The organism is Microbacterium candidum (genome assembly GCF_030315975.1).
Lineage (GTDB): Bacteria > Actinomycetota > Actinomycetes > Actinomycetales > Microbacteriaceae > Microbacterium > Microbacterium candidum.
Genome location: NZ_JASXSZ010000004.1, coordinates 487,115 through 509,711, shown reverse-complemented (window position 1 = coordinate 509,711; position 22,597 = coordinate 487,115). Strand labels below are relative to the sequence as shown.

20 protein-coding genes are annotated in these 22,597 nt (G+C 70.2%); 7 read left to right on the top strand and 13 right to left on the bottom strand.

Going from position 1 to position 22,597, the window contains the following annotated elements; translation table 11 throughout:
• Positions 1 to 27: 27 nt before the first annotated feature.
• The 5 genes from QSV35_RS14650 to QSV35_RS14630 are packed head-to-tail and all read left to right on the top strand — an operon-like array spanning position 28 to position 6,039.
• Positions 28 to 1,743 (top strand): ABC transporter substrate-binding protein, encoded by a 1,716-nt coding sequence (locus QSV35_RS14650; RefSeq protein ID WP_286289525.1) that lies wholly within the window; start codon positions 28 to 30, stop codon positions 1,741 to 1,743.
• A 58-nt stretch (positions 1,744 to 1,801) separates the two neighbouring features.
• Positions 1,802 to 2,803, top strand: coding sequence for an ABC transporter permease (locus QSV35_RS14645; RefSeq protein WP_286289524.1), 1,002 nt, complete (start codon positions 1,802 to 1,804; stop codon positions 2,801 to 2,803).
• A complete protein-coding gene (locus QSV35_RS14640) occupies positions 2,803 to 3,831 on the top strand; it encodes an ABC transporter ATP-binding protein (protein ID WP_286289523.1) in 1,029 nt (342 codons plus the stop codon). The genes QSV35_RS14645 and QSV35_RS14640 overlap by 1 nt, the downstream gene beginning before the upstream one ends.
• Positions 3,828 to 4,841 (top strand): ABC transporter ATP-binding protein, encoded by a 1,014-nt coding sequence (locus QSV35_RS14635; protein ID WP_286289522.1) that lies wholly within the window; start codon positions 3,828 to 3,830, stop codon positions 4,839 to 4,841. Before QSV35_RS14640 ends, QSV35_RS14635 begins: the two co-directional genes overlap by 4 nt.
• Position 4,842: 1 nt before the next feature.
• Positions 4,843 to 6,039: an amidohydrolase family protein gene (locus QSV35_RS14630; protein ID WP_286289521.1), complete on the top strand. Its 1,197-nt coding sequence runs from the start codon at positions 4,843 to 4,845 to the stop codon at positions 6,037 to 6,039.
• Positions 6,040 to 6,328: 289 nt separating this feature from the next.
• Here the strand turns inward: QSV35_RS14630 and tyrS are convergent, their stop codons facing one another.
• Together tyrS and QSV35_RS14620 are read right to left on the bottom strand one after the other, a co-directional pair.
• Positions 6,329 to 7,636: a tyrosine--tRNA ligase gene (gene tyrS / locus QSV35_RS14625; RefSeq protein ID WP_286289520.1), complete on the bottom strand. Its 1,308-nt coding sequence runs from the start codon at positions 7,634 to 7,636 to the stop codon at positions 6,329 to 6,331.
• 45 nt (positions 7,637 to 7,681) lie between these two features.
• Positions 7,682 to 8,650, bottom strand: a complete 969-nt coding sequence (locus QSV35_RS14620) for an aldo/keto reductase (RefSeq protein ID WP_286289519.1) — start codon at positions 8,648 to 8,650, stop codon at positions 7,682 to 7,684.
• A 53-nt stretch (positions 8,651 to 8,703) separates the two neighbouring features.
• On the opposite strand from QSV35_RS14620, the gene QSV35_RS14615 reads away from it, so the two are divergent.
• Both QSV35_RS14615 and QSV35_RS14610 read left to right on the top strand, forming a co-directional pair.
• Positions 8,704 to 9,093, top strand: coding sequence for a MerR family transcriptional regulator (locus tag QSV35_RS14615; protein WP_286289518.1), 390 nt, complete (start codon positions 8,704 to 8,706; stop codon positions 9,091 to 9,093).
• A gap of 4 nt (positions 9,094 to 9,097) precedes the next feature.
• Positions 9,098 to 9,691 (top strand): hypothetical protein, encoded by a 594-nt coding sequence (locus QSV35_RS14610; protein ID WP_286289517.1) that lies wholly within the window; start codon positions 9,098 to 9,100, stop codon positions 9,689 to 9,691.
• 3 nt (positions 9,692 to 9,694) lie between these two features.
• Here QSV35_RS14610 and QSV35_RS14605 read toward each other — a convergent pair whose 3' ends face one another.
• The 11 genes from QSV35_RS14605 to pheS form a co-directional block, all read right to left on the bottom strand.
• Positions 9,695 to 10,330 carry a SatD family protein gene (locus tag QSV35_RS14605; protein ID WP_286289516.1) on the bottom strand — a complete coding sequence of 212 codons (636 nt, stop codon included), beginning with the start codon at positions 10,328 to 10,330 and terminating at the stop codon, positions 9,695 to 9,697.
• Between the two features lie 77 nt (positions 10,331 to 10,407).
• Positions 10,408 to 11,850 (bottom strand): argininosuccinate lyase, encoded by a 1,443-nt coding sequence (gene argH / locus QSV35_RS14600; protein WP_286289515.1) that lies wholly within the window; start codon positions 11,848 to 11,850, stop codon positions 10,408 to 10,410.
• Positions 11,847 to 12,806 carry an ornithine carbamoyltransferase gene (argF, locus tag QSV35_RS14595; protein ID WP_286289514.1) on the bottom strand — a complete coding sequence of 320 codons (960 nt, stop codon included), beginning with the start codon at positions 12,804 to 12,806 and terminating at the stop codon, positions 11,847 to 11,849. Before argF ends, argH begins: the two co-directional genes overlap by 4 nt.
• Positions 12,803 to 14,014 (bottom strand): acetylornithine transaminase, encoded by a 1,212-nt coding sequence (locus QSV35_RS14590; RefSeq protein ID WP_286289513.1) that lies wholly within the window; start codon positions 14,012 to 14,014, stop codon positions 12,803 to 12,805. The genes argF and QSV35_RS14590 overlap by 4 nt, the downstream gene beginning before the upstream one ends.
• A complete protein-coding gene (gene argB / locus QSV35_RS14585; protein ID WP_286289512.1) occupies positions 14,011 to 14,910 on the bottom strand; it encodes an acetylglutamate kinase in 900 nt (299 codons plus the stop codon). The genes QSV35_RS14590 and argB overlap by 4 nt, the downstream gene beginning before the upstream one ends.
• The gene (argJ, locus tag QSV35_RS14580; protein ID WP_286289510.1) at positions 14,907 to 16,064 is read right to left on the bottom strand and encodes a bifunctional glutamate N-acetyltransferase/amino-acid acetyltransferase ArgJ; all 1,158 of its coding nucleotides are present in this window, start codon (positions 16,062 to 16,064) and stop codon (positions 14,907 to 14,909) included. Before argJ ends, argB begins: the two co-directional genes overlap by 4 nt.
• A 43-nt stretch (positions 16,065 to 16,107) precedes the next feature.
• Positions 16,108 to 17,157 (bottom strand): N-acetyl-gamma-glutamyl-phosphate reductase, encoded by a 1,050-nt coding sequence (gene argC, locus QSV35_RS14575; RefSeq protein ID WP_286289509.1) that lies wholly within the window; start codon positions 17,155 to 17,157, stop codon positions 16,108 to 16,110.
• 224 nt (positions 17,158 to 17,381) lie between these two features.
• Positions 17,382 to 18,137 (bottom strand): dienelactone hydrolase family protein, encoded by a 756-nt coding sequence (locus QSV35_RS14570; protein ID WP_286289508.1) that lies wholly within the window; start codon positions 18,135 to 18,137, stop codon positions 17,382 to 17,384.
• Between the two features lie 233 nt (positions 18,138 to 18,370).
• Positions 18,371 to 18,709, bottom strand: coding sequence for a GIY-YIG nuclease family protein (locus QSV35_RS14565; protein ID WP_286289507.1), 339 nt, complete (start codon positions 18,707 to 18,709; stop codon positions 18,371 to 18,373).
• Between the two features lie 308 nt (positions 18,710 to 19,017).
• Complete coding sequence (gene pheT / locus QSV35_RS14560; protein ID WP_286289506.1) at positions 19,018 to 21,540, bottom strand: phenylalanine--tRNA ligase subunit beta; 2,523 nt, start codon at positions 21,538 to 21,540, stop codon at positions 19,018 to 19,020.
• The gene (pheS, locus tag QSV35_RS14555; RefSeq protein WP_286289505.1) at positions 21,540 to 22,580 is read right to left on the bottom strand and encodes a phenylalanine--tRNA ligase subunit alpha; all 1,041 of its coding nucleotides are present in this window, start codon (positions 22,578 to 22,580) and stop codon (positions 21,540 to 21,542) included. Before pheS ends, pheT begins: the two co-directional genes overlap by 1 nt.
• Positions 22,581 to 22,597 lie beyond the last annotated feature (17 nt).

Below are 22,597 nucleotides of genomic sequence, written 5' to 3'. Positions count from 1 at the left end.
ACCCACATCACAGAGATGAGGAGAGGCATGAAACCTCGCAGCACAGCCATCATCGCGGTCGCCGCCGCGCTGGCCGTGACGATCACCGGATGCTCGGCGTCGAGCTCCGCACCCCAGCAGGCCGCGGCGTCCAAGGACCCGTACGCCGCGCACACCGTCAGCCCCGGCTTCACGACCAAGGGCGGCAACATCAATGTCCTGATGTCGAGCGACTTCCAGACGCTCGACCCGGGCAACAGCAACTACGTGCAGACGGCCAACGTCGGCCAGCTGTACTACCGGACGCTCACGATGGCGAAGGAGACCGCCGGCAAGCCGCCGACCATCGTCCCCGACCTCGCCACCGACACGGGCAAGGTCTCGTCCGACGGCCTCACGTGGACGTACACCCTGAAGGACGGCCTCACCTTCGAGGACGGCACGCCGATCACGTCCGCCGACATCAAGTACGGCGTCGAGCGCACGTACGCCCGCGACGTCTACACGCAGGCGCCCCAGGAGCTGAACGCCGCGCTCACCGACGACACGTACAAGGGCCCCTACACGGGCGGCGACCTCAAGGCCGTCGACACCCCGGACGCGAAGACGATCGTCTTCCACCTCAAGCAGCCGAACCCCGACTTCCCGGCGCTCGCGTCGCGCTCCAACACCGCGCCGGTCCCGCAGTCCAAGGACACCAAGCAGGATTACACGAACCACCCGGTCTCCTCGGGCCCGTACAAGATCGCGAGCTACGAGCGCGGGCGTGAGCTCAAGCTCGTACGCAACGACAAGTGGGACCCGAAGACCGACGCGAACCGCACGGCTCTGCCCGACACATTCACGTTCTCGCTGTCGACCGCCCAGGCCACGATCAGCCAGCAGCTGATCGCCGACAACGACCCGACGGCGCTCACGCTCGACTCGAACGGCGCCCTGCAGGCGTCCGACACATCGCGCCTGACCGACTCCGCAGTCGCCGCGCGCACGGCATCCGGCATCCTCGGCTGCACCGACGTGCTCGACATCAACACGACCACGGTCACCGATCCCGATGTGCGCCACGCGATCGCCCTCGCGATGGACCGCGCCGCGATCCAGGTGCAGTACGGCGGCCCGCGCTTCGGAAAGCTCACGAACTCGTACCTGAACGACGCGCAGGTCGGCTACGTCAAGGAGACCACCGACCTCGACATCACGGGCAAGCCGAACCTCGCGGAGGCCAAGAAGCTGCTCGGGGGGAAGACCATCCCGACGTCGCTCACGTACGGCTACTCGAACGCGACCGACCGGTACAAGAACCTCGGCACGGTGCTGCAGCAGAACCTCAAGGAGCTCGGCATCAACCTGCAGATGGTCGCGATCCCCGCGGCGAACTACTACACCACGCTCGCGGGCAAGGACATGCCCGACCTCGCTCGCGCCGGCTGGTGCGGCGGCGCCGCATCCGGTTCGACGCGCACGACGGTCGACCCGAACGTCGGCCCGAGCCTTGACGGCACCACCTACGGCTTCAGCAACATCCCGCGCTACTACGACGCGAAGGTGTCGAAGGAGATGTACGACCTGCGCGCCAAGAACGGCACGTCCGAGGAGATCAACACCGACTGGTCGAACCTCTACAACGAGGCGATGAAGACGTACCCCCTGGTGCCGCTCATCCGCTCGTTCACCAACAGCGTCGTCGGATCGAAGGTCCGCAACGCCCAGGTGGGGTACTTCTTCGGAAGCATCGACCTGTCCACCGTCGGCGTCGAGCACTGATTTCTCGCTGAAAGGAAGGGGCCGGCCGTGAGCGCGGCCGGCCCCGAACACCACTGACATGGTCGGATTCTTCACTCGCAGGGTGATCGGTCTCGTCATCCTTCTGCTGGTCGTCAGCTTCGTGACGTTCGCCCTCTTCCAGATCGGCCCGACGGATCCCGCAGCCGCCTCGTGCGGCCAGGAGTGCACGCCGGAGCGCATCGAGCAGGCGCGCATCGCGCTCGGGATGGACAAGCCGTTCCTCACGCAGTACCTCACGTACCTCAGCGGCTTCTTCCACAGCCGCATGATCGGCCCTCCCGGCGCGCAGCAGATGTGCTCCTGGCCGTGCCTGGGCATCTCGTTCCAGACGAACGAGCCCGTCACCACGATCATAGGGCGGGCGCTCCCGTTCACCCTGTCGATCGCGGTCGGCGCGATCGTCCTGTGGACCCTGTTCGGCGTCGGCTTCGGCCTCCTCGCGGCCCTGCGGCGCGGCAAGGGCACCGACAAGGCGATCGTGGGCGCCGCATCCATCGGCGTCTCGCTTCCCGTCCCTGTGACCGGCCTCGTCCTCCTCCTCGTCTTCGTCAGCACGCTGCACTGGCTGCCGTTCACGAGCAACACGATCTCGTCGCCGTTCGGACCCGCCGGCCCCGGCGCATGGGCGGCGAACTACTTCCTGCCCTGGGTCGCCCTCGCGATCCTCTTCAGCGCCCAGTACGTCCGCATCACGCGCAACAACATGATCGAGACGTTCGGCGAGGACTTCATGCGCACCGCCCGGGCGAAGGGGCTCTCGCGTCAGCGCATCGTGTTCCGCCACGGCGTCCGCGCGGGCATCACCCCGATCATCACGATGCTGGGCCTCGACATCGGCGTTCTCCTCGGCGGCGCCGTCCTCACCGAGCAGATCTTCTCGGTGCCGGGCCTGGGCTTCACCGCCGTGCACGCGGCGGTCGCCGGAGACCTCCCCGTCACGATGGCGATCACGATGCTCGCCGCCTTCTTCATCATCGCCGCGAACGTCGTCGTCGACGTCGTCTACGCCGGGATCGACCCCCGAGTGAGGATCAGCTGATGACCGCTCCCCTGCTGGACGTGCGCGATCTGCGCGTGACGTTCCCCACGGACGACGGGCTTGTGCACGCCGTCAACGGGATGGACCTGCAGGTCCGTCGCGGCGAGACCGTCGGCATCGTCGGCGAGTCCGGATCGGGCAAGACCGTCACGAGCCAGACCCTCATGGGCCTGCTCAAGGAGACGAACGCCCGGATCACGGGCAGCATCGAGTTCGACGGCGTCGACCTCGTGCCCCTGACCGAGACCCAGATGCGCCCGTACCGCGGGCGGAAGATCGGCATGATCTTCCAGGACCCGCTGTCGGCGATGCATCCGTTCGACAAGGTGGGCGTCCAGATCGCCGAGGCGTATCGCGTCCACAACAGCACGAGCAAGAAGGATGCGCGCAACCACGCGATCGAGATGCTCCGCAGAGTGGGCATCCCCGATCCCGTCGCGCGCTACGACAACTATCCGCACGAGTTCTCCGGCGGGATGCGGCAGCGCGCCATGATCGCGATGGCCCTGATCTGCGAGCCCGAGCTGCTGATCGCCGACGAGCCGACCACGGCCCTCGACGTCACGGTGCAGGCGCAGATCCTCGATCTCATCGCCTCGCTGCAGGCGGAGACCGGGTCGGCGGTCATCTTCATCACGCACGACCTCGGCGTGGTCGCGGAGGTCTGCGAGCGCGTCGTCGTGATGTACGGCGGGCAGGCGATCGAAGAGGGCGACGTGCGGGACATCTTCTTCCGCACCGAGCATCCGTACACCAAGGGGCTCATGGCGTCGATGCCGTCCATGACGGACGACGCCGGGCGCCTGACGCCCATCCCGGGGTTCCCGCCGTCGCTCATCGACCTTCCGCACGGCTGCATGTTCGCGGAGCGCTGCCCCGTCGCCCACCTCATCCAGGACGGGCGATGCTTCACCGATCGCCCGGCGCTGCGCGTCGTCGGCGACGGGCACCGCGCGCGCTGCCATCTCTCCGGCGACGAGGGGCGTGCGCTCGTCTCGCTTCAGGGCTCGATGGAGGTGGCCTCGTGAGCGCGCCGCTGCTGGATGTCGAAGGCCTCACGAAGCACTTCCCGATCAAGAAGGGCCTGGGCAAGCCCAAGGGCGTGGTCAAGGCGGTCGACGGACTGTCGTTCACCCTCGAGCGCGGATCGACCCTCGCTCTCGTGGGCGAATCGGGATGCGGCAAGTCCACGACCGCGCGTCTGCTCATGCGGCTGCTGACGCCCACGAGCGGTCAGATCCTGCTGGACGGCAAGGATGTCGCGCAGCTGAAGGGCAGGGAGCTGCAGGCGTTCCGGCGCCGCGTGCAGATGGTGTTCCAGAACCCCGCCTCGTCGCTGAACCCTCGGCAGAGCGTGGGGGCGGCGATCGCCGCTCCGCTGCGCGCGCAGGGCATCGAGCCCGAGGGCGGCGTGAAGCGCCGCGTCGAGGAGCTGATGGACCGTGTGGGCCTGCGGCCCGAGCACTACAACCGGTTCCCGCACGAGTTCTCGGGCGGCCAGAAGCAGCGCGTCGGCATCGCCCGCGCGCTCGCCCTGGCGCCGGACATCGTCATCTGCGACGAGCCGGTCTCGGCGCTCGACGTCTCGGTGCAGGCGCAGGTCATCAACCTGCTCCAGGACATCCAGGCCGACATGGGCATCTCGTACGTGTTCATCGCGCACGACCTCTCGGTCGTCAAGCACTTCGCCGACGAGGTCGCCGTGATGTACCTCGGCAAGATCATGGAGTTCGGCACGCGCGACGAGGTGTTCGAGACGCCGCGGCATCCGTACACGCAGTCGCTGCTGTCTTCGGTGCCGGCCCCGAACCCGGACGCCGACCGCACCCACCGCATCCGGCTCAGCGGCGATCTCCCCCACCCCTCGAATCCGCCGAGCGGCTGTGTGTTCCGGACACGCTGCCCGTTGTACGCGATGCTCGACGAGGAGCGTCAGAAGATGTGCCACGACATCGTGCCCACCGGTGCGGTCGCGTGTCACCACCTGGACCGAGACGATGATCTCGCCCTCGCCACCCCGATCCTCGAAGGAGCCTGACTTGCTGATCCGAGACGTCCGCCCCTGGGGCGCCGACCCCGTCGACCTCACCGTCGAAAGCGGTGTGATCACCGGCATCCGGCCGCACGACCCGTCGGACGCCGCCGACGTCGACGGCCGCGGCCGCCTCGTCCTCCCGTCGTTCAGCGACGTGCACGTGCACCTCGACTCGACGCGCGTCGGCCTGCCGTTCCGGCCGCACACGGGCGCGCCGGGCGTCTGGGCCATGATGATGAACGACCGGCTGAACTGGCGGAACACCGACATGCCCCACGCGGACATCGTCGCCGGGACCCTCGAGCGCATGATCGCGCACGGCACGACGCGCGTGCGCTCGTTCGCCCAGGTCGACGTCGACTGCAAGCTCGAGAAGTTCGAGTCGGTCGTCGCCGCGAAGGAGAAGTTCCGCGACCACGCCGACGTGCAGATCATGGTGTTCCCGCAGGCCGGCATCCTCCTCGAGGAGGGCACGCCCGACGTCCTCGAGGACGCCCTGCGCGAGGGCGCCGACGTCATGGGCGGCATCGACCCGTGCCAGCTGGACCGCGACCCGGTGCGCCACCTCGACATCGTGTTCGGCCTGGCCGAGAAGTACCAGGTGGATGTCGACATCCACCTGCACGAGCCCACCGACCTCGCGGTCTTCAGCACGGAGCTCATCATCGAGCGCGTCCGCGCGCTCGGGATGCAGGGCCGCGTGACGCTCTCCCACGCCTACGAGCTGGGCGGACGTTCGGAGAGCGCGAACCGCGCGCTCATCGAGGAGCTCGCCGAGCTCGACATCTCGATGACGACGGTCGCGCCGTCGGTGCGCAAGCAGCTGCCGCTCGTGGACCTCGTCACCGCGGGCGTCCGCGTCGGCCTCGGCGAGGACGGTCAGCGCGACTACTGGAGCCCCTACGGCAACTGCGATCTCCTCGACCGCACGTGGCAGCTGGCCTTCACGAACAACTACCGTCGCGACGACCTGTTCGAGCTCGCGCTCGCCGTCGCCACGATGGGCGGCGCCTCGATCATGGACCGCTCCGTCGCCCGCGTCGCGGGCCTCGGCGACCGGCCGGGCATCTCCGTGGGCGACCGCGCCGACCTCGTGATCGTCGACGGCGAGACGCCGACGAGCGCCGTGATGGACCGCGGCGCCGACCGGACGGTCATCCACGACGGGCGCGTCGTCGCCGACGGCCTCCGGGTCGTCTGATACCTCCGCTGCCGTCGTCGGTCGGGTCGCCGGCGGCAGCGGAATCGCGGAAGGCGGGCGGGGATGCGATCCCCGCCCGCCTTCTTGTCGATGGCGCCTCGCGACCCCGGCGCCTCGTTCTCCCGCCTTCTCGTGCAGACGAGCGGAGTCGATTCGACGAACGGAGTGCGTTTTGGCGGAAATCAAGACTCCGCCCCTCGAGCCGACTCCGCTCGTCGGTCGTGCCCGGACGAAAGCGAGAAGCGGGCCAGGGATGCAGCATCCCCGGCCCGCTCTCGTGAACTGCGACTCAGCGCTCGCCGACGAACACGCCGGCGAGGGTCTTCTTACCCCGCCGCAGGACGGACACCCCGCCGGGCAGCGTGCCGGTGACGAACGCGCCCTCGTCGGTCACCCGCTGTCCGTCCAGCGTGACCCCGCCCTGGGCGACGGCGCGGCGCGCCTCGCTGAGGCTCTGCACGAGACCCGTCTCCACGAGCGCCTGCGCGACCGACGTGTCGAGCGACACCTCGGCGTTCGGCAGCTCGCGCAGCGCGCTGCGCAGGACGGACGGATCGAGAGCCGTCAGGTCGCCCTGACCGAACAGCGCCTCGGAGGCCGCGATGACGGATGCCGTGGCATCCGTCCCGTGCACGAGGGTCGTGACCTCCTCCGCGAGACGGCGCTGCGCCGCGCGTCGGTACGGCTCGACCTCGACGAGGCGCTCGTACTCGTCGATCTCGGCGCGGGTCAGGAACGTGAAGATCTTCAGGCGCTCGACGACATCGCGGTCGTCGGTGTTGAGCCAGAACTGGTAGAAGGCGTACGGGCTGCACATCTCGGCGTCCAGCCAGATCGCGTTGCCCTCGCTCTTGCCGAACTTCGTGCCGTCGCTGTTGGTGATGAGCGGCGTGCCGATCGCGTGGACCGACCGCCCCTCGACACGGTGGATGAGGTCCGTGCCGCTCGTGAGGTTGCCCCACTGGTCGGAGCCGCCGGTCTGCAGGACGCAGTCGTACTGGCGGTGCAGCTCGAGGTAGTCGAAGCCCTGCAGGATCTGGTAGCTGAACTCCGTGTAGCTGATGCCCGCATCGGAGTTCAGGCGCGCGGCGACCGCATCCTTCTTCAGCATCGTGCCGACGCGGTAATGCTTGCCGATCTCCCGGAGGAAGTCGATCGCAGACAGAGGCGCCGTCCAGTCGAGGTTGTTGACGATGCGCGCCGCGTTGTCGCCGTCGAAGCTCAGGAACCGCTCGACCTGCGCGCGGAGGTTCCCGACCCACTCCTCCACGGTCTCGCGCGTGTTGAGCGTGCGCTCCGCGGTCGGACGCGGGTCGCCGATGAGGCCGGTGGAGCCGCCGACGAGTCCGAGCGGCTTGTGCCCGGCCAGCTGCAGACGCCGCAGCAGGATGAGCTGGACGAGGTTGCCGAGGTGCAGGCTCGCGGCGGTCGGGTCGAAGCCGCAGTAATACGTGATCGGGTCCCCGGCGAGCAGGGCGCGCAGCGCCTCCTGGTCGGTGGACACATGCACGAGTCCGCGCCACACGATCTCGTCCCAGACGTTCTCGAACGTCGGATCGTTGGCGGGCGCCGTCGCGCTCACGATGGTTTCAGACACCGATTCAGATTATCAGCGACGGATGCCGCGGCCCGGCGGACGCGGTCACGCCGGCGCATCCAGACGGGCGACCTGATCGGCCGTGAGCACGCGGCCGACGGCATCCATCGCTATGTCCAGCTGCTCGATGCGGCTGCCGCCGAGCATGGGACGCACGCCGTGTGCGACGTGCCACGCGAGCACCGTCTGCCCCCGCGTCGCGCCGAGCTCCCTCGCGACCTCGTCGAGCGCCTCGAGCCGGCGCGCGTTGCCAGGGTGGTCGTACTCCTCGGGCACGGGCTTCTCGGCGTTGTCGTATGCGCCCGACAGCAGCGGGGTGTACGCCCAGAGCTCGAGTCCGTGCGCGTCGGCGAAGTCGCGCTGCTCGTCGCTGAGCACGCCGAAGGGGTGGGAGGTCGGGTTCGTCCCGGGACGGGGCCGCAGATACGTGGCGTTCAGCTGCAGAGCATCGATCGGCACAGCGCCGACCGCGCGGGCGTGCGCACGAGCGCGCTCGACACGCCAGGCGGGGTGGTTGGATGCGCCGACACGGCGCGCAGCACCGGAGGCGGTGAGCTCGGAGAGCGCCTCGACGGTCTCCTCGATCGGCACGGAGCGATCCTCCTGGTGCAGCCACAGCAGGTCGACCGCCTCGACACCCAGCCGGTCGAGACTCCCCGCGAACGCGTCGCGGACGGCGCGCGCCGAGAGCCCGCTGCGAGACGCCGGCCACGATCCCGCCCATCGCGGTTCGGCCCCGAGCTTCGTGGAGATCCTGACGCGCTCGCGCGCTCCGGGGCGCTCGGCGAGCCAGCGGCCGATCACCCGCTCGCTCGCTCCGCCGAGGCCGTCGGCGCTCGCCCAGAAGCTGTAGCAGTCCGCGGTGTCGATCCAGACGCCGCCGCGCTCGACGAAGCGGTCCAGCAGCGCGAACGAGGTGCTCTCGTCCACGCGGGTGCCGAACATCATGGCGCCGAGGACGAGGGCGGATGCGGGGGCGGTCGAGGATGCGTAAGAAAGGGTCGATTCACTCATCCCGCCACTATGGGAGCTGGAGCGCGCTCCAGGTCAAGCCCTATCGTCGGATCATGGCGTCCACGTTCACCCCCGCGCAGGCTGCGGCCCGCTCCGGCTTCTCGCTCGACACGCTGCGCTACTACGAGCGCGAAGGCATCCTGCCGCCCGTGTCCCGCACCGCCGGCGGACAGCGCGCGTACTCCGAGGCCGATCTCGGCACACTCGGATTCCTGAAGTGCCTCCGAGAGACGGGCATGCCGATCGAACGGCTGCGGCGCTACGGGGAGCTGTGCCGGGACGACAGCACGCTTGCGCAGCGGATAGCCCTCCTCGAGGAGCACGCGACCGCGGTCGAGCGCCGGATCGAGGAGCTCCGCGTGCAGCGCGCGCGGCTCGACGAGAAGCTCGAGTGGTATCGCGCCGAGCTCGACCGGGACCGTCGGGGCCCCGTGCGAGACTGAGCGCATGCTGGTCGTCCCCCAGGCAACCCTCGTCGCCGCGCTCTCGATCTTCCTGTTCCTCGTGCTGTGCGGGGCGCTCGTCCTGATCGTGATGAGCCTCCGCCGTCCGACGACGCTGCCGCTCATCATCGCGGGATCCCTCGTGGCCTTCGCGCTCGTCGTCGTCGCCATCGCGCCCGTCAAGCTGCCGGCGCTGATCGGGATCATCGTCGCCCTCCTCGGCACCGCGGTGGCCGTCCTCGGCGGCAATCCGGTGACGCGGCGCGTGCTGGAGATCGCCACCCGCGGGCGCGTGCGCGAGACGGAGGACGGCGGCATCCTGGTCCCCGCCCCGGATGCCGCGGAGGGCGACGAGGAGGCCGTGCGGACGCTCATGCGCGGCGGCACGGTCATCGGCTACCTCGAACGCATCGCGGTCGTGCTCTCGATCATCGCCGGGTACCCCGAGGCGATCGCCGTCGTGGTGGCGGTCAAGGGCATCGGCCGGTTCCCGGAGCTCGCCGCGTCCGAAGCCCGCGAGCGGTTCATCATCGGCACGCTCGCGAGCCTGCTGTGGGCCGCGGTCATCGGCGGACTCGTGCGGCTCGCGATCTGGTGAGCCCTACGGCACGAGCAGGCGGTACCCCTCGACGACAGCGGAGGCTCCGGATGCGGCGAGCAGCTGCGACACGGCCGACTGGGTGACCCCCTCCTGAGCCGCCAGCGCGCGCTGCGTCGCGCCGAAGCAGCGGCCGTATGTGAGGCGCCGGGCGCGCTCCGACATCCCGCCGACGACCTGATCCCGCACGAGCAGATACGCGTTCGCGCGACGTGCCTCGGCGTGGACCGCATCCGACTCCCCCTGGTGGGCGATCACCCACGTGCGCGCGCTCGGCACGGCGCGCTGCTCCAGCGCGTGGACGTGGTCGATCGCGGGCCGGGCGGCCCACCAGGCCGGGCCGTCCGGGATGTCGCCCGTCGCCGACGGGACGAGCCCGGTCGGGCCGATGCCGAGCCCGAACCGGCACTCGACGATGTCGGGCAGTGCCAGCTGGACGAGGAGAGTCGTCGCCAGCGCCGCGTCGAGGGTCGGATAGACGCCCTGCAGTTCGTCGCCGACGGTGGGATGCAGCGGCGTCTGGGCGACCGGGAGGTCGGCGGCGACGCGAGCGATGGCGTCGTCGAGCGCACGCTGCGCCGCCTCGCGGTCGGGCATCCGACGCGAGCCGACGATATCGACGGTCATCGCCACAGGCATGCGATCAGTGTACAACTGATATCGTCAGAAAATAAGCTATTGGCTGATCATTTGTGAATGATCAGCTGCATCGGCGTTCAGAGCCCGAGCGCGTGCGCGGCTCCCTGCGACCGCGCGATGAGCTCCGCACGCTGCTCGGCGACGCGCACCGGAGCCGTTCCGCCGGCACCCGAACGCGACGCGACCGATCCCTCGATCGTGAGCACGTCGCGCACCGACGGGTCGAGGAGCGGCGAGACCTCCGCGAGGAGCTCGTCCGACGCATCCTCGAGCCCGATCCCGCGCTGCTCGCACGCGCGAACGAGTGCTCCGGACACTTCGTGGGCGTCACGGAACGGGACGCCCCGCCGCACGAGCCAGTCCGCGACATCCGTCGCGAGAGAGAAGCCTTCGGGCGCGAGCGCCGCCATCCGCCCCGTGTCGAAGCGGAGCGTCGCCACCATGCCGGCGAAGGCGGGCAGGAGCACCTCGAGGGTCGCCACGGCGTCGAAGACGGGTTCCTTGTCCTCCTGCAGGTCGCGGTTGTACGCGAGCGGCAGACCCTTCAGCGTCGCAAGGAGCCCGGCGAGGTCGCCGATGAGGCGCCCGGCCTTGCCGCGCGCGAGTTCGGCGATGTCGGGGTTCTTCTTCTGCGGCATGATGCTCGAGCCCGTCGAGTACCCGTCGTCGAGGGTCACGAAGCCGAACTCGCGCGTGTTCCAGATAATGACGTCCTCCGCGAACCGCGAGACGTCGATGCCGATCTGCGCCGCGATGTAGGCGAACTCGGCGACGACGTCGCGCGCCGCGGTGCCGTCGATCGAGTTCTCCGCCGGACGGCTGAGGCCGAGCTCGCGGGCGACGAGCGCCGGATCGAGGCCGAGGCTGGATCCCGCGAGCGCTCCCCCGCCGTACGGCGAGACGGAGGCGCGGGCCGACCAGTCGCGAAGGCGCTCGAGGTCGCGCACGAGCGGCCACGCGTGGGCCTGCAGGTGGTGGGCGAGCAGGATCGGCTGGGCGTGCTGCAGGTGCGTGCGCCCCGGCATGATCGCGTGCTCGTTCGCCTCCGCCTGCACGGTGATCGCGTCGATGAGGCGCAGGACGTCGCGCGCGATCGTACGCGAATGGTCGAGCAGGTACATCCGCGTGAGCGTCGCGATCTGGTCGTTGCGGCTGCGGCCGGCGCGCAGTTTGCCGCCGAGCTCCGGGCCGACCTCGGCGATGAGCGCCTGCTCGAGGGCACCGTGCACGTCTTCGTCGCCCGGCTGGGCGACGAGCGTGCCGTCCTGCACGCGTGCGGCGAGCCGGTCGAGCCCGCGATGCATCGCGACCGCCTCGTCGGCGGTGAGGAAGCCCGCAGCCTCGAGCGCCTTCGCGTGCGCGTGCGAGCCCGCGATGTCGTACAGCGCGAGCGCCCAGTCGAAGTGCGTCGAACGGCTCAGCTCCTGCAGTTCGGGCGACGGTCCGGACGCGAAGCGGCCGCCCCACAACGAGCCCTCGTTCGTGCCGTGCCCTTCATTCGTGCTCGGCGACGTGCTCATGCGGCAGCCCCCTCCTCGGACGAGGCCTCCGCGGCGCTCGCACGCAGCAGCCACACGAGCATCGCCTTCTGGGCGTGCAGGCGGTTCTCCGCCTCGTCCCACACGACCGACTGGGGGCCGTCGATGACCTCGGCATCGACCTCGTAGCCACGGTCGGCGGGGAGGCAGTGGATGAAGATCGCGTCGTCCTTCGCGAGCGCCATCAGCTCGTTCGTGACCTTGTACCCGCCGAGATCGCGCAGGCGCGCCAGCTTCTCCTCCTCCTTGCCCATCGACACCCACGTGTCGGTGACGACGACGTCGGCACCGGCCGCCGCCTCGTTGGGGTCGGTGTAGAGCGTGACCGATCCACCGGTCTCGGCCGCGCGGCGGTCGGCATCCGCGATGACGTCCTCGCGGGGCGCGTAGTCGACCGGGGAGGCGACGCGCACGTGCATGCCGGCGGTCACACCCGCCAGGACGTACGAGTGGGCCATGTTCGACCGGCCGTCGCCGAAGAAGGCCAGCGTGAGCCCGGCGAGCGAACCCTTGTGCTCACGGATGGTCAGGAGGTCGGCGAGCAGCTGACACGGGTGGAAGTCGTCGCTCAGCGCGTTCACGACCGGCACGCGCGTGCCGCGGGCCATCTCCTCGAGGCCCGCCTGCGCGTAGGTGCGCCACACGATGGCGGCGACCTGGCGCTCGAGGACCCGCGCGGTGTCGGCCGGCGTCTCCTTGCCGCCGAGCTGGCTGTTGGCGGTCGAGATGATGAGCGGGGAGCCGCCGAGGTCGGCGATGCCGACCGCGAACGACACGCGGGTGCGCGTCGAGGACTTGTCGAAGATCACCGCGACCGTCTGAGGACCGGCGAGGTCCTTGTTGGCCCAGCGGTCCTTCTTCAGCTCGACGGCGAGATCGAGGATCTCGGTCTGCTCGGCCTGGGTCAGGTCGTCGTCGCGCAGCAGGTGGCGGGTCATGCGGAGACCTCCAGAGAGGAAGAGACGGATGCGAGGGAGTCGGCGAACAGACGGGCGAACTCGTCGATCTCGACGTCGCCGATGTTCAGCGGCGGCGCGATGCGCACCGTCTCGTCGTTGGCTGCGTTGACGATGAGGCCGCGTTCCTGCGCGGCGGACACCACGAGCCCCGCGACGGCAGAGGTCAGCCGCACGCCGATGAGGAGGCCGCGACCGGTGCATCCCGATACGAGCGGGGAGCCGATGGCAGCCACCGCATCCCGGATCTGCGCACCGCGCACCGCGGCGTTCTCGACGAGCCCCGCGTTCTCGATCTCGCCGAGGACCGCCGCGGCGACCGCGGCGCCGAGGGCGTTGCCGCCGAAGGTCGAACCGTGCGTGCCCGGGTAGAACAGGTCGCTCGCGTCGCCGAAGGTGACGAGCGCGCCGATCGGGAAGCCTCCGCCGATGCCCTTGGCGACCGTGATCGCGTCCGGGACGATGCCGGCGTGCTGGAAGCCGAACCAGTCGCCGGTGCGACCGGCGCCGGTCTGGATCTCGTCGACGATGAGCAGGGCGCCGTGGCGCGCGGTCAGCTCACGCGCCGCCTGCAGGTAGCCGTCGGGGAGGTCGATGACACCCGCCTCGCCCTTGATCGGCTCGACGAACAACGCCGCCACGCGATCGTCGAGCGCCGCCTCGAGCGCCTCGATCGTCGAGTCGATGTGCTCGACGCCCGGCGTCATCGGGGCGAACGGCTCCTGCATCGCGGGCTTGCCGGTGAGGGCGAGCGTGCCCATCGTGCGCCCGTGGAAGGCGCCGGTGAGCGCGAGGATACGGGGTCGCACGACACTGCCGTCGGAGGCGAGACCGTGCAGGCGGGCGAGCTTGAACGCCGCCTCATTGGCCTCCGCGCCCGAGTTGCCGAAGAAGACTCGGCCGCGCTCCCCCGTGCCTGCGAGGCGCTTGAGGGCCGCCGCGAGCTCCAGCTGGGGCGGAGTGGCGAAGTAGTTCGACACGTGCGCGAGCGTCGCTGCCTGGCGGGAGACCGCCTCGACGAAGACGGGATGCGCGTGCCCCAGCGAGTTCACCGCGATGCCGGCGAGGAAGTCGAGGTAGCGTCGGCCGTCGGCATCCCACAGATACGCGCCCTCGCCGCGCACGAACAGCTCCATGCGGGGCCCTGAGTTCTTGACGAGATCCCGTGCGACGTCTTCGCGCCATGTCATTGCGAAACCACCTCCGTGCCGATTCCCTTCTCCGTGAACATCTCGACGAGCACCGAATGCGGGACGCGCCCGTCGATGATCGCCGCGGTCTCGACGCCGCCTTCGACGGCGTCGAGACAAGCCTGCATCTTGGGGATCATCCCCGACTCCAGCCCGGGCAGGAGCTCCCGCAGCTCGCCCGTCGTCAGATGCGACACGAGCGACTCGCGGTTCGGCCAGTCGGCGTACAGCCCGGGCACGTCCGTGAGGACGACGAGCTTAGAGGCGCCGAGTGCGATCGCAAGTGCGGCCGCCGCGGCGTCCGCGTTGACGTTCAGCGAGTGGCCCGGATTGTCGCGATCCGGCGCGATGCTCGAGACGACGGGGATGCGGCCCGCCGCGAGCTGGTCGAGTACGGGCTGCGGATCCACCTCGACGACGTCTCCGACGCGGCCGAGGTCGTGCTCGACGCCGTCGATCACGACGCCGCGGCGCTGGCCGCTGAACAGGCCGGCATCCTCTCCGGACAGGCCCGCCGCGAGCGGTCCGTGGGCGTTGATCTTGGCGACGAGCTGCGGGTTGATCTGGCCCGTCAGCACCATCCGGACGACCGTGATCGCCTCGGTGCTCGTCACCCGGTACCCGCCCTTGAACTCGCTCGGGATCGCGAGACGGTCGAGCATGCTCGAGATCTGCGGACCGCCGCCGTGCACCACGACGGGATTGACCCCGACGTAGCGGAGGTAGGCGATGTCCTCGGCGAAGGCGTTCTGCAGCTCGTCGGAGATCATGGCGTTGCCGCCGTACTTGATGACGACGATCTGGTCGCGGTACAGGCGCAGCCACGGCAGCGACTCGATGAGGGTCGCCGCCTTGGCGGACGCCTCGGCGGGGTTCGTGTGCTGCAGCTCGGTCATGAGGCGTAGGCGCTGTTCTCGTGGACGTAGTCGTGCGTCAGATCGTTCGTGAGGATCGTCGCCGCCTCCGCGCCCGCCCTGAGGTCGATCAGGAGATCCGTCGCGCGGGGCGTCAGGTCGACCTCGTCGCGCGGCCGGTCGGGGCCGCCCGCCGTGCACACGCGGACGCCGTTCATCCACACGTCGACGTCATAGGGGTCGAACGCGGCCTTCGTCGTGCCGATCGCGGCGAGCACGCGGCCCCAGTTCGCGTCGTTGCCGAAGATCGCGGCCTTGAAGAGGTTGTTCCGGGCGACGGAGCGGCCGACCTCGACGGCGTCTTCGACGGATGCCGCGTTCGTCACGCGGATCGTGATGTCGTGGCTCGCGCCCTCCGCATCCCGCTGCAGCTTCTCGGCGAGCTCGCCGCACAGCTCGGCGAGGGCCGCGGCGAACTGCACGGGGTCGGGCACGACCCCGCTCGCGCCGCTGACGAGGAGCGACACCTGGTCGTTCGTCGACATGCAGCCGTCGGAGTCGAGACGGTCGAACGTGGTGCCGGTCGCCGCGCGCAGGTGCGCGTCGGCCTCCTCCGCGGTCAGCACCGCGTCGGTGGTCAGCACCACGAGCATCGTCGCCAGGCCGGGGGCCAGCATCCCGGCGCCCTTCGCCATGCCTCCGATCGACCAGCCGTCGCCCTGTCGCACGGCGGTCTTCGCGACGGTGTCGGTCGTCATGATGGCGTGGGATGCGGAGTGGCCGCCGTCCGCCGACAGCTCGGCGATCGCCCGCGTGGTGCCGTCGAGCACCTTCGCGCGGAAGACCTCGTCGCCCGTGCCGATGAGCCCGGTGGAGCACACGAGCACGTCGCCCGCGCTCACGCCGAGGAGCTCGGCCGCCTTCTCCGCCGTCTGGTGGCTCGTCTGGAAGCCGAACGGACCGGTGAAGCAGTTCGCGCCGCCGGAGTTCAGGACGATCGCCTCCACGACGCCGTCCTGGATCGCCTGCTTCGACCAGATGATCGGGTTCGCCTGCGCGCGGTTGCTCGTGAAGACCGCGGCGCCCACCTTCAGCGGGCCGCGGTTGACGACGACCGCGACATCGGGCTTGCCGGTGGACTTCAGACCCGCGGCGACTCCCGCCGCCTCGAATCCTGCGGGGGCGGTGACGGTCACGGGGCGACACTCCTCTGATTGCGGTTCTTGTCCGCAGCGGCGCTCACGGTGCCACCGCGTTCACGGTCAGCGCGGTGCCTTCGGGAAGGCCGAGCGCGAGGTTCATGGACTGGACGGCGGCGCCCGCCGTTCCCTTCACGAGGTTGTCGACGGCGGTGACGACGGTCACGCGGTTCGCCTCCCGGTCGATGTGCAGGCCCATGAGCGCGGTGTTCGCGCCGAGGACGTCCGCCGTGCGGGGGAATCGTCCGTCCGGCAGGACGTGCACGAAGGTCTCGTCGACGTACGCGTGCTCCCACGCATCCCGGATCTGGTCGTCGGTCGCGCCCGGCGCGATCGGCGCGGAGCTCGTGGCGAGGATGCCCCGCGCCATCGGCACGATCACCGGGGTGAACGAGATGCGGACCTCGGTCGGGTCGGCACCGGCGGCCGCGAGCGCCTGCCGGATCTCCGGGATGTGGCGATGCACACCGCCCACGGCATAGGGGTTCGCGGTGCCGAGGATCTCGCTGCCGAGGAGGTGCGGCTTGAGGCTCTTGCCGGCGCCGGACGGACCGACCGCGAGGACGCTCACGATGTCGCCCGGGTCGATGACACCGGCGGCGACGCCCGGCGCGAGGCTGAGACTCACGGTCGAGGCGTTGCATCCGGGGGCGGCGATGCGCGAAGCGCCGATGAGGTTCGACCGCTGCTTGCCGTCGCCCGAGGGCAGTTCGGGCACCCCGTACGCCCACGGTTCGTGGAACGCGCCGCCGTAGAACCTGTCCCACGCGCCCTGCGACGTAAGACGGTGATCCGCGCCCGCGTCGATGACGAGCGCAGCGTCCTCCAAGGCGTCGGTGTACTGCCCGGACTGGCCGTGCGGCAGGGCGAGGAAGACCACATCGTGCCCGGCGAGGATCTCGGGCGTCGTGTCCTGGAGGGTCAGGTGAGCGAGCGAGCGCAGGTGCGGCTGATGATCGATGAGCGGCTGTCCCGCGTTGGAGTGCGCCGTGACGGTGCGGATCTCGACGTCGGGATGGGCGGCGAGGATGCGGAGGATCTCGCCCCCCGCGTAGCCGGAGGCGCCGGAGACGGCGACCGAATAAGGCATGCTTCAACCTTAGAGTCTGGGTGCTGGACCAGTGGACGGGCTCAGGTGCCGGCGACACCCACCCGAGACCTCTTCAGGTCCGCACGCAGGGGTCGCCTAGAGTCGGCGTCCGCCCAGACGTCGGCGCGCGGGAACGACGCTCGTGAGGAGCGTCGTGAGTCCCTGGGTCGCCGAAGACATGCCGCGACCATACCGGCCGGGCCGCGGCATCCGCAAATCGGGCGTCACACGTCGACCGGATCGAGGTGCTCGCCGAAGAACGTCAGGGTGCGCTGCCAGGCGTCGGCGGCTTCGCCGGCGCGATAGCGTCGGCCGCGGTCGTTGAAGAACGCGTGACCGGCCTCAGGGTAGACGACGGTCTCGAAGTCGACCCCTGCTCGGGTCATGGTCTCGCGCACGTCGGGCAGCGCGTCAATGAGACTCGGGTCGTTCTGCCCGTAGAACGCGAGCACCGCGCCGGAGATGTCCGGGATGAGCTCGGGGCTCGGCGCCGCGCCGTAGAACGGGACGGCGGCTCGGATGCGGTCGTCCGACGCCGCGAGGAGGTAGACGTACGTGCCGCCGAAGCAGAAGCCGACAGCGCCGATGCGTCCGGACGCGCCGTCCTGTCCCTCGAGCCAATCGACGACGGCCCGCAGGGCGCCGATCCCCCACTCCGCATACGCGGGTGCGCGGACGCCGGTCATCGCATCGCGCATCCGCGGCTGCGCCGCGACGCGGACCTCCTCGTCGGGGTCGTTCGTGAGGGCGAAGAGCTCGGCCCCGAGGGCGGGGGCGACCCCGGCATGGCTGAGGATGTCGGGGGCCGCGACGAGATAGCCCTGGGCGGCGAACCGGTCCGCGACATCCCGGGTGTGCGCGACGAGTCCCCAGATCTCGTGCACGAGGACGATCCCGCCCCGCGGCACGCCCGCCGGCCGCGCGACATACACGTCGAATGCGGTGCCGTCCGGGGCCTCAAAGGCGATCGTCTCGTTCATGGCCCCACGGTACGCCCGCTCCCGCCTCACCGGGCATGGTCGACGCGAGCGCAGTGACTACCGGTCCCCGAGCCTGTCGAGGGGTCGCGCCGAGTCAGCCCAGCTCATCGCTGTCGCAGATCCCCGAGCCCGTCACAGGTCGCAGTGAGCCTCGGCGCTTCAGACGCTCCGGTCCCCGAGCCTGTCGAGGGGTCGCCGCGCGCAGACGACGTCAACCGCTCGCCGTGAGGCGGCTACCTATCCGAGTGCCCCGACTCCGCGTCATCCGCCAACTTCGCGGAGGCTGCTGGCCCCGACCGCGCGAGGCGCGGCAGGTCGTGCCCACGCTCCTCGATCAGGGCCTCCTTCTTGGCACGACTCCAGTTCTGCACCTGTTTCTCGCGAGCGAAGGCCGCGCTGATCTGCTCGAATTCCTCCAGGTACACGAGGACCACCGGGCGCCTCTTGATCGTGTATCGCGCGGCGAGATGCTCGTCGTTGTTGTGTTCCCAGACACGAATCTCAGGATCCTTGTCCGTACTGCCTGTGTAGTACGAACCATCCCGGCAGCGAAGTATGTACACGTGCGGCATCCGCACATCGTGCACCGCCTGCTGCAACGCGCCCCGCGTGCGTATCCGATTAGTGGATAAGTCGCGGCTGCGACCCACGGTGGACGACCCCTCGACAGGCTCGGGGACCGAACGCGCAGCGGACGACCCCTCGACAAGCTCGGGGACCAGAATCAGATCAGCCGCGGCACGGCACAGCACCCGTCGCCGGCCGCCGAGCCTGTTCGAGGCGTCGCCACCCGCTGCTCAGCGGACGACCCCTCGACAAGCTCGGGGACCACAAACACACGACCCCTCGACAAGCTCGGGGACCAGAACTCCCTGCGCCGTCAGTCGCGGAGCTTCGCGCCGAAGCGCTCCTCGGTCACCGCGACGCCGGAGAGCTTCGCGTCGGTCGCCTCCGCGGCCGTCAGCGTCCGGTCGGCCGCGCGGAAGCGCAGCGCGAACGTGAGGCTCTTTGACCCCTCCGGCACCCCGGATCCGCGGTAGTCGTCGACGATGTGCAGCGACTCGAGGAGCGCGCCCGCGCCCTCGGTCAGCGCTGCGGCGACGGCCGCGGCCGGAACGTCCGCGGGGACGACGAGCGACACGTCCTGCGTGGCCGCGGGGAAGCCCGACAGGGATGCCGCGACGACCCGCTCGCCCGCGAGCGACAGCACGAGGTCGAGATCGAGCTCGGCGACGACGACGCGACCGGGCAGATCTGCGGCCTCGGCGACGGCTGGGAGCAGCTCGCCGACGTAGCCCACCTCGGTGCCGCCGACGCGGAGGACGCCCGCGCGACCCGGATGCAGCGCCGCACGCTGCCCCTGCTCGACGTCGATGTGCACGCCCGCGGCCGCCGCGACCGTGCGAACGGCGTCGAGCGCGTCGGACAGCCCGGCCGCGACCGCCTGCTGGCCGGGCTGCTTCGCGACGCGGTTGCCCGTCAGCAGGACCGCCACGTGCCGGTGCTGCGGCGGGATGGAGGCGTCGAGGTGTGCGAGGGTCGCCGCATCCGGTCGCACCGCGAGAGGCGGGACGGACGACGTGCCGTACGCGACACCGGGCTCCGGGAGGAAGACCAGCCCCGTCTCGAACAGCGCGAGATCGGTGAGTCCGCGCGACTCGTTGCGGTGTGCGACCTGCAGGAGACCCGGGACGAGCGAGCGGCGCAGATACGGCGCCTGGCCGTCCAGCGCGTTCGCGAGCTTGACGCTCGGCACGCTCTCGCCCGATGCGGACCCGTGCAGGTCGTTCTGCTCCTGCGTCGTGAACGGGAAGGACGGCGTCTCGACGAGCCCTGCGGCCGCGAGCGCATTGGCGACACGGCGACGGCCCTGCTGAAGGGGCGTCAGCCCGCGGCCCGACGGCGGGGTCGGCAGGATCGACGGGATGCGGTCGTACCCCTCGATGCGGCCGACCTCCTCCGCGAGGGTCCACTTGTCGGTCAGGTCGGGGCGCCACGTCGGCGGGATGACGTGCCACCCCTCGACAAGCTCGGGGACCGCGGATGACGCAGCCTCGACCTCGCAGCCGATGAGCCGCAGCGCGGCCTCGATCTCGCCGGCGGTGTAGTCGACGCCGATGAGGTCCTGCACGAACGTCGGCGGGAGGTGGATGCCGGCGACGAAGATCTCCGCGAAGAGCGCTCCACCGTAGTCGGGGTCGATCGTGCCGCCCGCGTACTCGACCATGAGGTCGGCGACGCGGCGAGAGGCGACGAACGGCATAAGGGGGTCGACCCCGCGCTCGAAGCGGCGGGACGCCTCGCTCGGCAGCTTGTGCCGGCGCGCGGTGCGCGCGATCGAGACGGTGTCGAACGCAGCCGCCTCGACGAGGACGTTGCGCGTCGTCTCGCTCATCTCGGTCGGTCCACCGCCCATGACGCCGGCGAGGCCGATGGGGCCGGACTCGTCGGTGATGAGGAGGTCCTCGACATCCAGCGTGCGCAGCTTTCCGTCGAGCGTCTCGATCTTCTCGCCCGGCGTGGCGCGGCGCACCGTGATGCCACCCTGCAGCTTGTCGAGGTCGTATCCGTGCGTGGGCTGACCGAGCTCGAGCATCACGTAGTTCGTGATGTCGATGAGGATTCCGAGCGAGCGGATGCCGGCGAGGGTCAGGCGCGCCACCATCCAGGCCGGCGTCGGCTTCGTCGGGTCGACGCCGCGCACGACGCGGGCGACGAACTCCGTCGCCCCGACGCGACCGCGGATCGGCGCGTCGTCCTGCACGGCGATCGGGAAGCCCGTGCCCGGCATGAGGTCGTGCGGGGCGTGGTCTGCCGGATCGCGGAATGCGGCGCCCGTCGAGTGCGAGTACTCGCGCGCGATGCCGCGGATGGACAGCGCGTACCCGCGGTCGGGGGTGACGTTGACGTCGACAGCCACGTCGTCGAGGCCCAGGAGCGCGATCGCGTCGGTGCCGGCGGGCGCGTCGATGCCGAGCTCGACCAGACGCAGGATGCCGTTGTGCTCCTCACCGAGGCCGAGCTCGCGCGCCGAGGCGATCATGCCGTCGGAGACGTGTCCGTAGGTCTTGCGCGCCGCGATCGGGAACGGGCCGGGAAGCACGGCGCCCGGGAGCGTCACGACGACCTTGTCGCCGACGAAGAAGTTGTGCGCGCCGCACACGATGCCGCGGGGCTCGGACTCCCCCACATCCACCTGGCACCAGCGGATCGTCTTGCCGTTGGACTGCGGCTCGTCGACGAACTCGAGGACCTGCCCGACGACGATCGGGCCGGAAAGCTCGAAGCGGTGGACGTCCTCCTCTTCGAACCCGACCCGCACGAGGGCCGCGAGGATGTCCTCCGGCGTCGCCTGCGCGGGGACCTCGACGTATTCACGCAGCCACGAAAGCGGGACGCGCATCACACCACCATCCCGAACTGCTCGCTGAAGCGGACATCGCCCTCGGCCATGTCGCGCATGTCCTGCACGTCCGAGCGGAACATCACGGCCCGCTCGACTCCCATCCCGAACGCGAACCCGGAGTAGACGTCCGGATCGATCCCGGCCGCCCTGAGCACGTTGGGGTTCACCATCCCGCATCCGCCCCACTCGATCCAGCGCGCGCCGCCCTTGAAGGTCGGGTGCCACAGGTCGAGCTCGGCGGACGGCTCGGTGAAGGGGAAGAAGTTCGTGCGGAAGCGGGTCTTCGCCTCCGGGCCGAAGAGCTGGCGCGCGACGTGGTCGAGCGTGCCCTTGAGGTTCGCCATCGTGATGCCCTTGTCGACGACGAGCCCCTCGAACTGGGTGAAGACGGGCAGATGAGTGGCGTCGAACTCGTCGGTCCGGTACACGCGCCCCGGGCACAGCACGTAGATCGGCAGCTCGCGCTCGAGCATCGAGCGCACCTGCACGGGGCTCGTGTGCGTGCGCAGCACGAGGTGCCGCGAGACGGGGTCGACGTAGAAGGTGTCCTGCTCCTGACGGGCCGGGTGATCGGCGTCGAAGTTCAGAGCGTCGAAGTTGTACCACTCGTGCTCGAGCTCGGGGCCTTCGGCGATCTCCCACCCCATGCCGACGAAGATGTCGGCGATCTCCTCCTGGAGGAGGGCGACGGGATGCCGTGCCCCGACCCGCGCGTGCTGGGCGAGCGCGGTGATGTCCACGCGCTCGGCCTCGAGGCGCGCGGCCGTCTCTGCCTCGGCCAGTTCCCCCTCGCGCGCGGCGAGGGCCTGGTTGACGCGGCCCCGCGCCTGGCCGACGAGCTTGCCGAACTCGGCCTTCTGCTCGGGGGCGACGTCGCGCAGGCTCGCGTTCAGGCGCGCCAGCGGCGAGCCTTCCGCGGTGTGTGCCGCGCGGGCGGCTTTCAAGGCTGCCGTGTCGGTGGCTGCGGCGAACGCCGCAAGCGCGGCATCCACCGCCTCGGCGACGGTCTCGGGGCTGATCTGGGGTGCGTCGGACACGAGAACCGAGTCTACCG